The organism is Pseudonocardia thermophila (genome assembly GCF_900142365.1).
GTDB classification, from domain to species: Bacteria; Actinomycetota; Actinomycetes; order Mycobacteriales; family Pseudonocardiaceae; genus Pseudonocardia; species Pseudonocardia thermophila.
The window spans coordinates 71,488-85,266 of record NZ_FRAP01000019.1 but is presented as its reverse complement, the minus strand read 5'-3'; the positions used below and the strand labels follow the sequence as shown (position 1 = coordinate 85,266).

The window sequence follows — 13,779 nt, the reverse complement described above, 5'->3', positions numbered from 1 at the left end:
GGGTCTAGCATCGGTCACCCACCGCGTCCTCCTCCTATCTGGCAGGGGTGGTCCGTGCCCCCATCCGTCGTGCTCGTCACCGGGGTGAGCCGGTTCCTCGGTGGCCATCTCGCCGCCCGGCTCGCCGCAGATCCCGGTATCGAGCGTGTGCTCGGCGTGGACATCGTGCCGCCGTCGCGCGACATGCTGCGCCGCATGGGGCGCGCGGAGTTCGTGCGCGCCGACATCCGGAACCCGCTGATCGCCAAGGTCATCTCGCGCGCCTCGGTCGACACCGTCGTGCACACGGCGCTCTCGTCGGAGCCCGCCCGTTCCGGCGGTCGCACGGCGATGAAGGAGATGAACGTCATCGGCACGATGCAGCTGCTCGCGGCCTGCCAGAAGGCCAGTTCGGTGCGGCGCATGGTGCTGAAGTCCACCACCGCCGTCTACGGGGCCAGCTCCCGCGATCCGGCGCTGTTCGACGAGACGATGACGCCGAAGGAGATCCCCTCCGGCGGGTGGGCCAAGGACGCCACCGAGATCGAGGGCTACTTGCGCGGGTTCGCCCGTCGCCGCCCCGACGTGTCGGTGACCGTCCTGCGGTTCAGCAACCTCATCGGCCCGCGTGTCGACAACGCGTTCACCAGGTACTTCTCGTTGCCCGTCGTGCCCACCGTCCTCGGCTACGACGCGCGCGTGCAGCTGCTGCACGAGGAGGACGGGCTGGCCGTCCTCGAACGCGCCGTCAGCGAGGAGATCCCCGGCGTGTTCAACGTCGCGGCCGACGGCGTGCTGCTGCTCTCCCAGGCGATCCGCCGGGCCGGCCGGGTGGCGCTGCCCGTTCCCGGGATCGCCGTCGGGTCCGTGGGCAAGCTGTTGCGCACCGCCCGCATCGTCGACTACTCCCCGGAGCAGCTGCGCCTGCTCAACTTCGGCCGCGTCGTGGACACCACCCGGCTGCGCCGGCAGTTCGGGTTCACTCCCCGGTGGACGACCGTGCAGGCCTTCGACGACTTCGTGCGGGGCGCGGTGCTGCGGCCCCTCCTCCCGCCCGACCGGATCGATGCGCTCGAGCGCGTGCTGCGCGAGGGCGGGATCACCGCCGGGCGGCAGGTCGACAAACTCCTCTCCGCCGTGGGGGCCCGATGACCTCCGAACATCCCGCAGTCCAGCGCCGCCGCCGCGCCGTGGACCGGGCCCGCAGCCGGGTCGGCGCGCCGGACGCCACCGGGGGAGGTGCCGAGGTGAGCGAACCGGAGACCCGGGCCCGCGTGATCCCGCTGCACGCCGACGACTCCTCCGGGCGCACCCGCTGGCGCCTCGGCGGCTCCGGGCCGACCACCCGCCGCCCGGCCGTGCCCTCACCGCGGTCCGCGGAACCGCCACCAGCGACCGAGGAGTCCGCAGAGGCGGGCGCCGAGGAGCCACCGGTGGACGAGGCCGCGGAGCAGACCCCGGCAGAGTGGGAGGAGGCGCTGACGACCGCGCTGGACTTCCTGCGTCGCCGCCTCGAGGGCGACTACGCGGTCGACGAGTTCGGCTTCGACGTCGATCTCACCGACAACGTCTTCCTACCGCTGCTTCGCCCGCTCTACCGGCACTGGTTCCGCGTCGAGACGATCGGCGTGCACCACGTGCCCGATGTCGGGGCCGCGCTCGTCGTCGCCAACCACTCGGGCACGCTGCCGGTCGATGCGCTGATGACGACCGTCGCCCTGCACGACGAGCACCCCGCGCGGCGGCACCTGCGGCTGCTGGGCGCCGACCTGGTGTTCCGGCTGCCCGGCGTGGGCTCGCTGGCCCGCAAGGCCGGCAGCACGCTCGCGTGCAACCCGGACGCCGAGCGGCTCATGCGCAACGGGGAACTCGTCGGCGTGTGGCCGGAGGGCTTCAAGGGCATCGGCAAGCCGTTCCGCGACCGCTACAAACTGCAGCGGTTCGGCCGCGGCGGCTTCGTCTCGGCGGCCCTGCGCACGCAGGTGCCGATCATCCCGTGCTCGATCGTGGGCGCGGAGGAGATCTATCCGAAGATCGGTGACATCCGTCCGCTGGCGCGGCTGCTCGGCGCCCCGTACTTCCCGGTGACGCCGACGTTCCCGTGGCTCGGCCCGCTGGGGGCGATCCCGCTGCCGTCGAAGTGGTACATCGAGTTCGGCGAGCCGATCCGCACCGACACGATCGATCCTGCCGAGGCCGACGACCCGATGACGGTCTTCAACATCGCTGACCAGGTGCGCGAGACCATCCAGCACACGCTCTACCGGCTGCTCGCGCAGCGGCGGAGCGTGTTCCTCGGCTGAGGTCCCTCAGCGCTTGCGGTAGGCGTACCCGACGGCCACCGCGCCGGCGATCGCGCCCGCGCCCAGGAGCGACGGCACGCCGATCTTGGCGGCCTTGCGGCCGGTGCGGAAGTCGCGGATCTGCCAGCCGCGCTCCTTGGCGATGTCGCGCAGCTCGGGGTCCGGGTTGACCGCCACCGCGGTGCCGACGACCGACAGCATCGGCACGTCGTTGACGGAGTCGGAGTAGGCGGTGCAGCGGCGCAGGTCCAGCCCCTCGGCGACGGCCAGCGCGCGCACCGCGTGCGCCTTCGCCGGGCCGTGCAGGATCTCCCCGACGAGCCGGCCGGTGTAGACGCCGTCCACGCTCTCCGCCACCGTGCCCAGCGCCCCGGTGAGGCCGAGCCGGCGCGCGATGATCTGCGCCAGCTCGACCGGGGTGGCCGTCACCAGCCACACTCGTTGCCCGGCATCGAGGTGCATCTGCGCGAGCGCCCGCGTGCCGGACCAGATGCGGTCGGCCATCAGCTCGTCGTAGATCTCCTCGCCGAGCGCGACGATCTCGTCGACGTTGCGGCCCGCGACGAACGACAGCGCGGTGTCGCGGTGCTCCGCGACGTTGGTCTCCCGCCCGCCGATGCGGAACTTCAGCTGCTCCCAGGCGAATCCTGCGAGGTCGGACGTCGTGAAGAACTTGCGCGCGGCGAGCCCCCGGGCGAAGTGGAAGATCGACGCGCCCATCATCATCGTGTTGTCGACGTCGAAGAACGCCGCCGCGGTGAGGTCGGGCTGTGGTGCTTCGGCCGGGGCGGGTTCGTTGCCGTCGCCCGCGGCCACCGCGGCCGCCGCGGACGCCTCGCCGGCGATCCTGGAACGTTCCGTGCCCTCGCGGTCGTCCGACGCTCCGGTGAGCGCGTCCTCTTCAGACACCACCTGCGGCCCTTCCGACCGGTTCCTCCAGCGCCACCCAGCCTAGTAGGAGCGGCCGCGGCCGCCGCGGGGTTTGCGCGACGGCCGCGCCCACCGGGTGGCTCGGGTTGGTCAGCCGCCGATGGTGATGCCGCGGCCACCCGGCAACAGCGGCGGCAGGTTGATCGGCGGCAGCAGCGGCAGCGGCAGCGGCACGTTGATCGACGAGGAGCCGGTCGGCGCCGAGCTGGGCGTGCTGCTCGACGAGGCGGACGTGTCCTCGTCCGCCTCGTCGGTGCTCGCCGCCGTGGTGGTCTCGTCGTCGTCCAGGAGGTCCGGCAGCAGCCCGTCCGGTCCCGCAGTGGGGTCGTCGTCGTACTCGTCGTCGTGGGACGACCCGTAGCTCGGCCGGCCGGCCCCGCGCGGCGAGCCGTCGTCGGCGTAGTCGCAGTCGGTCGTCGCCGGGATCGGGCCGAGCTGGTCGGCGTCGCCCGAGGTGACGTCCTCGCAGTACACCCGCTCCAGCAGCGCGGCCGCTCGACGGCGCAGCTGGTCGAGCAGCTGGATGGAGCGGTCGACCTCGGCCTGCGCCGACGCCGGCAGCTCCGACCGCAGCGCGGACAGCCTGCTCACCTGCTCGGCCGCCCAGGCCTGCAGATCGGCCAGCCGCGCCGGGTCGTGCGCGTCGTCCTCGGTGAGGATCAGGCTCGAGCCCTCGCCCGTGGCGGCGTCGAAGTCCATGATCGCCCCGCTCACCAGGGCGGGATCGGCCTGTGCGACCGAGGTCTTCGCCAGCTGCTCCACCTCGTTGAGCCGGGTGGTCGCCAGCGCCAGGTGCCGCTGGGCGCGCGCGTTCTGGTCGAAGGTGAGCGCGGTGCCGGCCGACTCCGCGACCCGCTTGATCCCGTAGAGCGCGTCGCCGGGCAGCGCGTCGCGGCTGGCGAACATGCCGCCGCCCGCGATCGCGACGATCGCCAGGAAGGCCGCCGACGCCGTGACGGCCATCCGGCGCAGCGGGTTGCGGCGGCGGGCTGCGCCCCCGCCGCGGGCCGGCCGGCTGGGCAGGACGTGCCGGCCCGAGCGGCGGCTGCGCGAGCGCCCGGCCGCGCTGCGGGTCGCTACGTGCGGCTGCGCCGCGGATTCGGCGTCGGTCCGGTCGTCGGCCTGCTCGTCCTCGGTGTCGGTGACGGGCTCGGTGTCGGTGACGGGCTCGGTGTCGGTGACGGGCTCGGCGTCCAGGTCGGGCTCGACGACGGGCGCGATCCGGGAGGTGACCTCGGTGTCCGACTCCGGGTGGAGGTCGGCGATCCGGGAGGTCGTCTCCGCAGCCGTCGGCGCGGCGCCCGCCGCCCCGCTGTCGGCGGCGAGCGCCGCGAGGACCCGGGCGCGAGCCCGCGCCTTCGACGCGGGATCCGGCGCGAAGGCCGATCCCGCGGCGCGCAGCATCGCCACGATCTCGAGTTCGCGAGCGAGTTCGGCGTCGATGGAGTCGGGGGATCGCCCCTGCTCCAGCGCCGCGGCGAACCGCTCTGCGTCGTTGCCCCGTCCGGCGGGCATGTTTGCCGTCCTCACTGCAGTCTCGCGCTCGTCGGCGCACCTGCGCGCGGTTGCTGCGGGTGCCCGAACCTTCGTCGTCCATCCGCACAACGAACCGCGGTCGCAGAGGTTACGGGCTGAAGACCGTTCACCGCATCGAGTCGTTCATTCGTCGCTCGCGTAACGATCGGGGCAACCTCGGCGATGGTCCTTGAACCGGTCATCGCAACCCCTCCGGAAGGAGTTGCGCGAGCCGCCGGACGGCGCGGTGCTGCAGCGCCTTCACGGCGCCCTCGTTGCGGTCCATGATCTGGGCCGTCTCGGCGACCGAGAGCCCCTGCAGGAAGCGCAGCTGGATGCACTCCTGCTGGTCGGGGTTGAGCTTGCGGACGCAGCGCAGCAGCTCCTCGTTGGTCGCCCCGTCGAGCACCTGCTGCTCCGGCCCGCTCGTGGTGGGCGAGAGCTCCACGAGGTCGCTCGTGGCGTGCTCCAGCCGGTACCGGCTGGACTTCACGTGGTCGAAGATCAGGTTGCGGGCGATCGTGATGAACCACGCGCCGATGTCGCGGCCCATGTAGCTGACCGAGCTGATGCGCCGCAGGCCGCGGACGAACGTCTCCGAGGTCAGGTCCTCCGCCAGGGTGCGGTCGCCGACCCGGAACAGGACGAAGCGGAAGACGACGTCGTAGTAGCGGTCGAACAGCTGGCCGAAGGCGTCCATGTCGCCGTTCTGCGCCGCCTTGACCAGCGTCCAGCCGCCGGTCGACTCCACGTCGCCGGCTGCGGTGTCGACCTCGTCGGCGGGGAGGTTCGGCTGCGGGAACGGCACCGCGGGATCGGCGTACTCGGCGGCGGGATCGGCCTGCTCGGGAACCGCGGCGCCGGCGCGGCCGTTGGGCGAGTACGCGGCGGCCCGGGGGCGGGGGAGCGCGGGGCCGCCGGGGACGGACTTCCGGGGCGAGCCGACCGAGCCCTGGGGTGGCCCGACCGGTGCTGCGGTCGTCGGTGTCATCGGAACCTCCCCACCCGCCGGGGTACGGGTGGTGTCGGTGCGGAGAAGCCGGTGCGGTCGCATCGGGCGAGTCATGACTCCGGGTCGGTTTCGCAAGGGTGCCGGTCACCACGCCGAGGATCGGCTCGCGGTGCTCTGCACAGAGGCTGCATGCCACTCCCTCGGGTGAGTCGGTGCGACGTCCCGGAGCGTCGTCGCGTCGAACTGTCTGTAGCGGCGGAGCATACGGGCGGGGAGGTGTCGGGAGGGACGGAGCAGCGCCCCTTCGCCGGTTCGTTCCGGTGAGCGGCTGACTACGCGCGGTCAACGTAACGAATGGGGCGTGTCGGCGTGTCGCGACCGACCGGTCGACGCACTCGGCACCGTCCGTCGCACATGACAGACTCGGATGGATCCGAGTGCCCGGACGCCACCGCCGATGACCACTGGAGCACCGTGGACCGCACGCCAACCCCTCCCGCCGACGGCCGGCCCGAGCTGATCGCCGATCTCGTCTCCGCCGCAGCGGCGCGCACTCCCGATCACCTCGCGATCATCGATGTGACCAGCGGGAACAGGATCACGTGGGCAGCGCTCGACGCCGCGGTCGACGCGGAGGCGCTGCGGCTGCGGGCGGCCGGCGCGCTCCCCGGGGAACGGGTCGTCGTGCGGTTGCGCGGCGGCGCGGGCTTCTGCATCTCCGTGCTGGGGGCGCTGCGCGCCGGCGCGATCGCCGTGCCGGTCGGAGCGGTGGCCGTCCGCAGAGAGCTCGACATCGTCTTCGGCGACTGCCGTCCGAAGGTCGTGGTGACTGCGGAGGGTGACGACGCGGCGGTCGGCAGCGCAGCCGCTGTGGGGGCCGCAGTGCTCGGTCCGCCGGCCGCCGGCGCGCCGAGCGGTCCGCTCGCGGAGCCAAATGACAACGCTGTGATTCGGACTGCCGGCGACCCCGAGGACGTCGCCCTGCTGATCTACACGTCCGGCACCACCGGCACCCCGCGCGGCGTCTGCCTGTCGCACCGCGCGGTGCTCGCCAACCGGGCTCAGGCCGCCGCTCTGCGGCCGTCCCCGGTGACCCCGGTCGACCGGGTGCTGCTGACGATGCCGCTGTTCCACGTGCTCGGGTTCGCGGCCGGCGTGCTGCAGGTGTGCTGGTCCGGCGCGACCGTCGTCCTCGCCGACAACCCCGACGCCGAGACGGTCCTCGACGTGCTCGTCGCCGAGCGGATCAGCGCGCTCGCCGGGGTGCCGTCGATGTACCGCGCGCTTCTGGACCTGCCCGGCGAGCGGCTGCGGTCGGCCACCGCGGGCCTGCGGGTGTGCACCTCGGGCGGCGCGCCGCTGCCCCCGGAGTGGCTCACCGCCTTCCACGAGGCGACCGGCCTGTGGATCGTCGAGGCGTACGGGCTGACCGAGGCGGGGCCGGTCGTCACCAGCAACGCCTTCGACCGGCCGCCGAAGCCGGGCTCGGTCGGGCGGGTGCTGCCGGGCATCGAGCTGCGGCTGGTCGACGCCGAGGGGCGGCCGCTGGAGTCGATCGCGCCGGCGCAGGACGCGGGCGTCGACTGGGACGAGTGGGCCGACGACCCGGCCGACGACACCGGGCGCGTCGCGCTGCGCGGGCCGAACCTGTTCTCCGGCTACTGGCCGGACCGCACCGGCGGCCCCGACGCCGACGGCTGGTTCCGCACCGCCGACGTGGGCTTCCTCGACGCCGACGGCGACCTGCACCTGGTCGACCGCGCGTCGGACGTGGTGATCGTGAGCGGGTTCAACGTGTTCCCGCGCGAGGTGGAGCAGGTGCTCGCCGAGCTCGACGGGGTCGCCGAGGCGGCGGTGGTCGGCGCGCCCGACGAGCGGCTCGGCGAGGTCGTCAAGGCCGTCGTGGTGCGCAAGCCGGATGCCGAGCTGACCGAGGCTTCGGTGCGGGCGCACTGCGCCACCCGGCTCGCCCGGTTCAAGGTGCCCGCAGTGATCGAGTTCGCCGAGGCGCTGCCGCGCACGCCCACCGGCAAGGTCGCCCGGCGGGTGCTGGCCGGCGGCAACCGCTGAGCCGGCGCTCTCGGCGGGGACGGTGGGGCGAGGATGATGGGGCCGTGCACAAGGTGACCGTCTACACGCGCAGCGGCTGCGGCCTCTGCGTCACCGCGGAGCAGGACGTCGAGCGGATCTGCGGCGAGCTGGGCGTCGAGTGGGAGGTCGTCGACGTCGACACCGATCCCGAGCTGCGCGCGGAGTACGGCGACCGGGTCCCGGTGATCGCGATCGACGGCAAGGAGCACGGTTACTGGCGCGTCGAGGAGGAGCGCTTCCGCGCCGCACTGGTCTGACCCGAAGATGGGGTGATGCGCATCTCCCGGCCGGTCGCCGCCCTCGTCGGCGTGCTGGCGGTAGCAGCGGCGGTCGGTGCGGGGCAGCTGGTCGCCGGCCTGCTCGGGCCGGGTTCGGCGCCCCTGCTCGCCGTCTCCGACGCGGTGGTGCGGCTGGCGCCGGCGTGGCTGGTGCGGTTCGGCGAGGCGCTCGGGCCCGAACGGGACAAGCTGGTGCTCCAGCTCGGGGTGGGCGTCGTCCTGCTCGTGGCGGCGGCCGTTGCCGGCCTGCTCTCCCGTTCGGCGCCGCAGCCCGGCGTCCGGGTGCTGATCGGGCTGGGCCTCACGGGGTTCGCGGCGGTGCTGTTCTCGCCCACGTTCGCCCTGCTGGACCTGGTCACCCCGCTCGTGGCGCTGGGGACCGGGATCGGCGTGTTCCGGTGGCTGCACGGGCTCGTCTCCGCACCGGGTGAACCGGCGGCCGACGGGCCGTCGCGGCGGGCGGTGCTGGCCGGTGCGGCGGGCGGCGTCGGGCTCGCGGCGCTCGCCGGGGGAGTGGGCGGCTGGGCACTGGGCCGCCCGGCGGTGAACTCGCGGGCCGACGTCACCGCGATGCTGCGCGCCGCGCCGGTCGCCACCGCCCCCGCGCTGCCGCCGCTCGCCGACTTCAGGGAGAGCGGTACACCGTCCTTCCTGACGCCGAACGCGCAGTTCTACCGGATCGACGTCGCCCTGCGGGTGCCGTCGTTGCAGGCGGCGGACTGGTCGCTGCGGCTGCACGGGATGGTCGAGCGCGAGCTGACGCTGACCTTCGCCGACCTGATGAGCCGACCGCTGGTCGAGCGGGACGTCACGCTCGCCTGCGTCTCCAACCCGGTCGGCGGTGACCTGATCTCCACGGCCCGCTGGACCGGCGTCGAGCTGCGCCCGCTGCTGCTGGAGGCCGGTGTCCGGCCCGGTGCCGACCAGCTGTTCAGCCGCAGCGCCGACGGCTGGTACACCGGCACCCCGCTGGACGTGCTGCTGGAGCCCGATCGTGGCGCGCTGCTGGCCGTCGGGATGAACGGGGAGGCGCTGCCGCCTCAGCACGGGTTCCCGGTGCGGATGGTCGTGCCCGGCCTGTACGGCTACGTGTCGGCCACCAAGTGGGTCGTCGAGCTGGAGGCCACCACCTTCGTCGGGCAGCAGTCGTACTGGCTGCAGCGCGGCTGGGCCGAGCGCGGCCCGATCAAGACCGGGTGCCGCATCGACCGCCCGCGGCCCGGGGTCGACCGGCCACCGGCGGGGCCAGTCGTGGTCGCGGGCACCGCGTGGGCGCAGCACACCGGCATCTCCCGCGTGGAGGTGCGCGTGGACGGCGGCCCGTGGCAGGAGGCGGAGCTGTCGGCCGAGGTCAGCCGCGACACCTGGCGGATGTGGCGCACGACGGTCGTCCTCCCGCCCGGCGAGCACCGGGTCGAGGCCCGCGCCACCGACGCCCGGGGGGTCGTGCAGACCGAGGAGACGGCCGATCCGCTGCCCGACGGGGCCACCGGGTGGCCGGCCGTCGTCGTGTTCACGGGCTGAGCGGTGTGGATGGGCTGAGCGCGGCGGACCGGGCCGCGGCTTGGCAGGATCGGCGGGTGCGGAAGATCCAGCGCATCACCGTCCTCGGCGCCGCCGTCGCCGCCGCGCTCGCGCTCGCCGCCTGCGCCGACGCGAGCCCCGCGCCCGCACCGGCCCCCACGCCGGCGGCCCCCGCCACCACCGCCCCGCCCGCCGCCACCGGAGAGACGACGACCGCCCAGGTGTTCGGCCCGGCGTGCGGCCTGCTGCCGCAGGGCGAGGCCCCCGGCTCGCTCACCGCCATGGCCGAGCGGCCGGTCGCGACCGCGGCCGCCGACAACCCGCAGCTGTCCGCGCTGACCACCGTCGTGCGGGCCACCGGGCTGGGCTCCGCGCTGGACCAGCAGAAGGCCGTCACCGTCTTCGCGCCCGCCGACACCGCGTTCGTGGCGCTGCGCGCCGAGCTGGGCGAGGCCGAGTACGCCGAGCTGCTCGCGGACACCGACGCGCTGAGCGCTCTCCTCACCCTGCACGTCGTCGGCACCCGCTACGACGCGAGCGGGCTCGTCGCCGAGCAGACGGTGATGTCGATGGGCGGCGCCGAGCTCACCGTCGGCGGCACCGCGCAGGCGCCGACGATCACCGGCCCGGCCGGCACCGCCGCGGCCGTCCTCTGCGGCAACATCCCGACCGCGAACGCCACCGTGTTCGTGATCGACAAGGTGCTGCTGCCGAAGGAATGACGGCGCCGGGCGATCGGCGTGAGTCAGGGAACGACGTACTGAGGGAGGACGTGACGTCGACCGCACGCCGCATGCACCGTTCGGCGGTGTCCGGTGCCCGGCGGCGGTCCGCCGCGCACCATCGGCTCCCGGCTCGCGTCGAGAGGCGAACGGGGTGATGCCCGAGGTCCGGCGCCCGCGCGCCGGGTGCGCCGAACGGCCCGTCCCCGGCGCCCACCGGTTCCGCCTGCGGAGGGGCCGCGGCGTGAGCACGCTCTCGACCAAGATCGCAACTTTGTGCGTGTCTTCACAAGCGGCTACCGTGTTCTGCAGCCGCCGTCAACCCCCCCGTTCTCTCGGGGACTGACGGCCCCGGGACGAGCGGCCCCACGCGCCGCTGCGCCCGCCCACGGCCCAGCCGAGCGAGGAGACAGACGTGACTGCGCCGCCGGATCCCGCACAGGGTCCCGCAGAGGGTGCCACCGCCACGCGGCGGGCCATCCCCGAGGCCAGCGTCGCCCGGCTCGCGGTCTACCTGCGCATGCTGCGCGAGCTGGCCGAGCAGGGCGCCGAGACGGTGTCGAGCGAGGAGCTCGCCGTGGCCACCGGCGTCAACCCCGCGAAGCTGCGCAAGGACCTGTCCTACATCGGTTCGTACGGCACCCGGGGTGTCGGCTACGAGATCGCGCCGCTGCGCCACCAGCTGGAGGAGGCGCTGGGCCAGAACCACGCCCAGTCCGTCGCGCTGGTCGGCGTCGGCAACCTCGGGCACGCGCTCGCCGGGTACGGGGGCTTCGCCGGTACCGGCTTCCCGGTCACCGCGCTGTTCGACATCGACCCCGACCTGGTCGGCATCCGCATCAACGGCATCGTCGTCGAGCACGTGCGCGAGATCCCGCGCGTGTGCGCCGAGCGCAAGGTCACCATCGGCATCATCGCCACCCCGGGCCCGGCCGCGCAGGGCGTGTGCGATCAGCTGGTGTCCGCGGGTGTGCGCAGCATCCTCAACTTCGCGCCCGTCGTGCTCCAGGTCCCCGACGAGGTCGAGGTGCGCAAGGTGGACCTGGCCGTCGAGCTGCAGATCCTCGCCTTCCACGTGGCCCGCCGGCACCTGGAGGCCAACGCCTCCACCGAGGCGAACACCGGGGCCGGGGTCAACGGCCACACAGTGAACGGAACCGGAGGGCTCCTGCAGTGAGCGTGCTGGTCGTCGGGATGTCGCACCGCAGCGCCCCGGTCGGCGTGTTGGAGCGGGCCGCTGTCGGCGCGGAGGACGTGCCGAAGCTGCTCGACGAGATGCTGCGCAGCGCGCACATCTCGGAGGTCGTGCTGCTCTCGACGTGCAACCGCATCGAGACCTACGCCGTCGTCGACGCGTTCCACGGCGGGCTCGCCGACGTGAGCGAGGTGCTGGCCCGGCACGCCGGCGTGCCGGTGACCGAGTTGACCAAGCACCTCTACGTGCACTACGCGGGCTCGGCCGTGCAGCACCTGTTCGCCGTCGCCGCCGGGCTCGACTCGATGGTGGTCGGCGAGGCGCAGATCCTCGGCCAGCTGCGCGCGGCGTACGCCACCGCGAAGGAGCTGGGCACCGCGGGCCGGGTGCTGCACGAGCTGTCCCAGCACGCGCTGCACGTCGGCAAGCTCGTGCACTCGCGCACCGGCATCGACGCCGCGGGCGCCTCGGTGGTGTCCGAGGCGCTGGCCGACGCCGCGACCGCGCTCGGCGGGTCGCTCGCCGGCGTCCGCGCGGTGCTGGTCGGCGCGGGCGCGATGGGCTCGCTCGCCGCGGCCCACCTGCGGCGGGCGGGCGCGAGCGAGATCGTCGTGCTCAACCGCAGCACCGACCGCGCGGACCGGCTCGCCGAGATCACCCGCGAGAACGGCACCCCGGCGCGCTCCGGCGGGCTCGACGAGCTCACCGCGGAGCTGGCCGGCGCCGACCTGCTCGTCGCGTGCACCGGCGCCGTGGGCAGCGTGGTGGGGCCCGCCGAGGTCGGCGACCGTTCCGGCCGTCCGCTGGTCGTGTGCGACCTCGGCCTGCCCCGCGACGTCGAGCACGCCGTGGGGGAGCTGCCCGGGGTGACCGTCGTCGACCTCGCGACGCTGCAGCAGCGGCTGTCCGCGGGCGGCCGCGGTGCGTCCGTCGCCATGGCACAGGAGATCGTCGCCGAGGAGGCGCAGGCGTTCCTCGCGGCCCAGCGCTCCGCCGAGGTCACCCCCACGGTGACCGCGCTGCGCAAGCGGGCCGCCGAGGTGATCGACAGCGAGCTGCTGCGGCTGAACTCGCGGCTGCCCGACCTCGACGAGAAGGTGCGCGCCGAGTTCGCCAAGAGCGTGCACCGCGTCGTCGACAAGCTGCTGCACACCCCCACAGTCCAGGTCAAACGGCTCGCCGAGGGCCCGGACGGCGACACCTACGCGCAGGCGCTGCGCATCCTGTTCGAGCTTGACCCGCAGGTGCCCGCCGCCGTCGCCGCGCAGCGCAGCGGCGACGTGCTGGCCGCGCTGGAGAACCGGCCCGATCGCGAGGATCGCCGATGAACCACGAGAAGCTGCGCATCGGCACCCGGGCCAGCCGGCTCGCCGTCGCCCAGACCGGGCTCGTGGCCGAGCGGCTGCGGGCCGCGGGCATCGAGACCGAGCTGGTCGAGATCACCACCCCGGGCGACCGCTCGTCGGCGCCGATCCCCGAGGTCGGCGTCGGGGTGTTCGTCTCCACGCTGCGCGACGCCCTCGCCGCGGGCGAGGTGGACGTCGCCGTGCACTCGTACAAGGACCTCCCCAGCGCCCCGGACCCCCGGCTGGTGCTGGCCGCGGTGCCTCCCCGGGAGGACCCGCGCGACGCGCTCGTGGCCCGCGACCGGCTCGTGCTCGGCGAGCTGCCGCAGGGCGCCCGCGTCGGCACCGGGTCGCCCCGGCGCACCGCGCAGCTGCAGGCACTCGGCCTGGGCATCGAGGTGGTCCCGATCCGCGGCAACGTCGACACGCGGATCGGGAAGGTCACCTCGGGGGAGTTGGACGCCGTCGTCGTCGCGGCCGCCGGCCTGCGCAGGCTGGGCCGGATCGACGAGGCCAGCGAGCTGATCGACCCGCTGCAGGTGCTGCCCGCACCGGCGCAGGGTGCGCTGGCCGTGGAGTGCCGCGTCACCGACGTCGAGCTGGTCGGCCGGCTCGCCGCGGCACTGGAGGATCCCTACACCCGGGCGGCCGTCGCCGCCGAGCGAGCCCTGCTGGCGGGGCTCGAGGCCGACTGCAGCGCGCCGATCGGCGCACTCGCCGACGTCGTGTCCGATCTGGACGACGACGGCCGGCCGGTCGACCGCCTCTCGCTGCGGGGCGTGGTCGGCACCGTCGACGGGGCGCTGCTGCGCGCCTCCGTCACCGGAGAGATGGACGACGCCGAGAAGCTCGGCGCGGCACTGGCCGCCGAGCTGCTCGACCTGGGCGGCGACGCGTTGCCGTCGGGACCGCCAACGAGGACCTCTGGATCGGGAGCTCCCTAG

The 13,779-nt window shown here is 74.2% G+C and carries 12 protein-coding genes; 9 read left to right on the top strand and 3 right to left on the bottom strand.

All coding sequences use genetic code 11. From position 1 onward, the window contains the following. Positions 1-54 precede the first annotated feature (54 nt). Both BUE41_RS22715 and BUE41_RS22710 read left to right on the top strand, forming a co-directional pair. Positions 55-1,131, top strand: coding sequence for an NAD-dependent epimerase/dehydratase family protein (locus BUE41_RS22715; protein ID WP_073459252.1), 1,077 nt, complete (start codon positions 55-57; stop codon positions 1,129-1,131). Beyond that, a complete protein-coding gene (locus tag BUE41_RS22710; RefSeq protein ID WP_084755645.1) occupies positions 1,128-2,282 on the top strand; it encodes a lysophospholipid acyltransferase family protein in 1,155 nt (384 codons plus the stop codon). Before BUE41_RS22715 ends, BUE41_RS22710 begins: the two co-directional genes overlap by 4 nt. A 6-nt stretch (positions 2,283-2,288) precedes the next feature. On the opposite strand, the gene BUE41_RS22705 is transcribed toward BUE41_RS22710, so the two are convergent. The 3 genes from BUE41_RS22705 to BUE41_RS22695 form a co-directional block, all read right to left on the bottom strand. Beyond that, positions 2,289-3,191, bottom strand: a complete 903-nt coding sequence (locus tag BUE41_RS22705) for an HAD family hydrolase (RefSeq protein WP_407691681.1) — start codon at positions 3,189-3,191, stop codon at positions 2,289-2,291. Positions 3,192-3,302: 111 nt separating this feature from the next. After that, positions 3,303-4,727: a DUF5667 domain-containing protein gene (locus BUE41_RS22700; protein ID WP_073459249.1), complete on the bottom strand. Its 1,425-nt coding sequence runs from the start codon at positions 4,725-4,727 to the stop codon at positions 3,303-3,305. A gap of 199 nt (positions 4,728-4,926) precedes the next feature. Continuing rightward, positions 4,927-5,718, bottom strand: coding sequence for a sigma-70 family RNA polymerase sigma factor (locus BUE41_RS22695; protein WP_084755642.1), 792 nt, complete (start codon positions 5,716-5,718; stop codon positions 4,927-4,929). 435 nt (positions 5,719-6,153) lie between these two features. On the opposite strand from BUE41_RS22695, the gene BUE41_RS22690 reads away from it, so the two are divergent. The 7 genes from BUE41_RS22690 (at position 6,154) to hemC (ending at position 13,779) form a co-directional block, all read left to right on the top strand. After that, the gene (locus BUE41_RS22690; protein ID WP_234997491.1) at positions 6,154-7,749 is read left to right on the top strand and encodes an AMP-binding protein; all 1,596 of its coding nucleotides are present in this window, start codon (positions 6,154-6,156) and stop codon (positions 7,747-7,749) included. A 44-nt stretch (positions 7,750-7,793) separates the two neighbouring features. Next, positions 7,794-8,027 (top strand): glutaredoxin family protein, encoded by a 234-nt coding sequence (locus tag BUE41_RS22685; protein WP_073459247.1) that lies wholly within the window; start codon positions 7,794-7,796, stop codon positions 8,025-8,027. Between the two features lie 15 nt (positions 8,028-8,042). After that, positions 8,043-9,572, top strand: coding sequence for a molybdopterin-dependent oxidoreductase (locus tag BUE41_RS22680; RefSeq protein WP_073459355.1), 1,530 nt, complete (start codon positions 8,043-8,045; stop codon positions 9,570-9,572). Positions 9,573-9,628: 56 nt separating this feature from the next. Next, entirely contained in the window at positions 9,629-10,294 is a 666-nt protein-coding gene (locus tag BUE41_RS22675) for a fasciclin domain-containing protein (RefSeq protein WP_073459245.1), read from the top strand. 415 nt (positions 10,295-10,709) lie between these two features. Then, positions 10,710-11,471 (top strand): redox-sensing transcriptional repressor Rex, encoded by a 762-nt coding sequence (locus tag BUE41_RS22670; RefSeq protein ID WP_073459243.1) that lies wholly within the window; start codon positions 10,710-10,712, stop codon positions 11,469-11,471. Further along, on the top strand, positions 11,468-12,817 hold the full coding sequence (locus BUE41_RS22665; protein ID WP_073459241.1) for a glutamyl-tRNA reductase: 1,350 nt from the start codon (positions 11,468-11,470) through the stop codon (positions 12,815-12,817). The genes BUE41_RS22670 and BUE41_RS22665 overlap by 4 nt, the downstream gene beginning before the upstream one ends. Continuing rightward, positions 12,814-13,779, top strand: a complete 966-nt coding sequence (gene hemC, locus BUE41_RS22660) for a hydroxymethylbilane synthase (RefSeq protein ID WP_073459239.1) — start codon at positions 12,814-12,816, stop codon at positions 13,777-13,779. The genes BUE41_RS22665 and hemC overlap by 4 nt, the downstream gene beginning before the upstream one ends.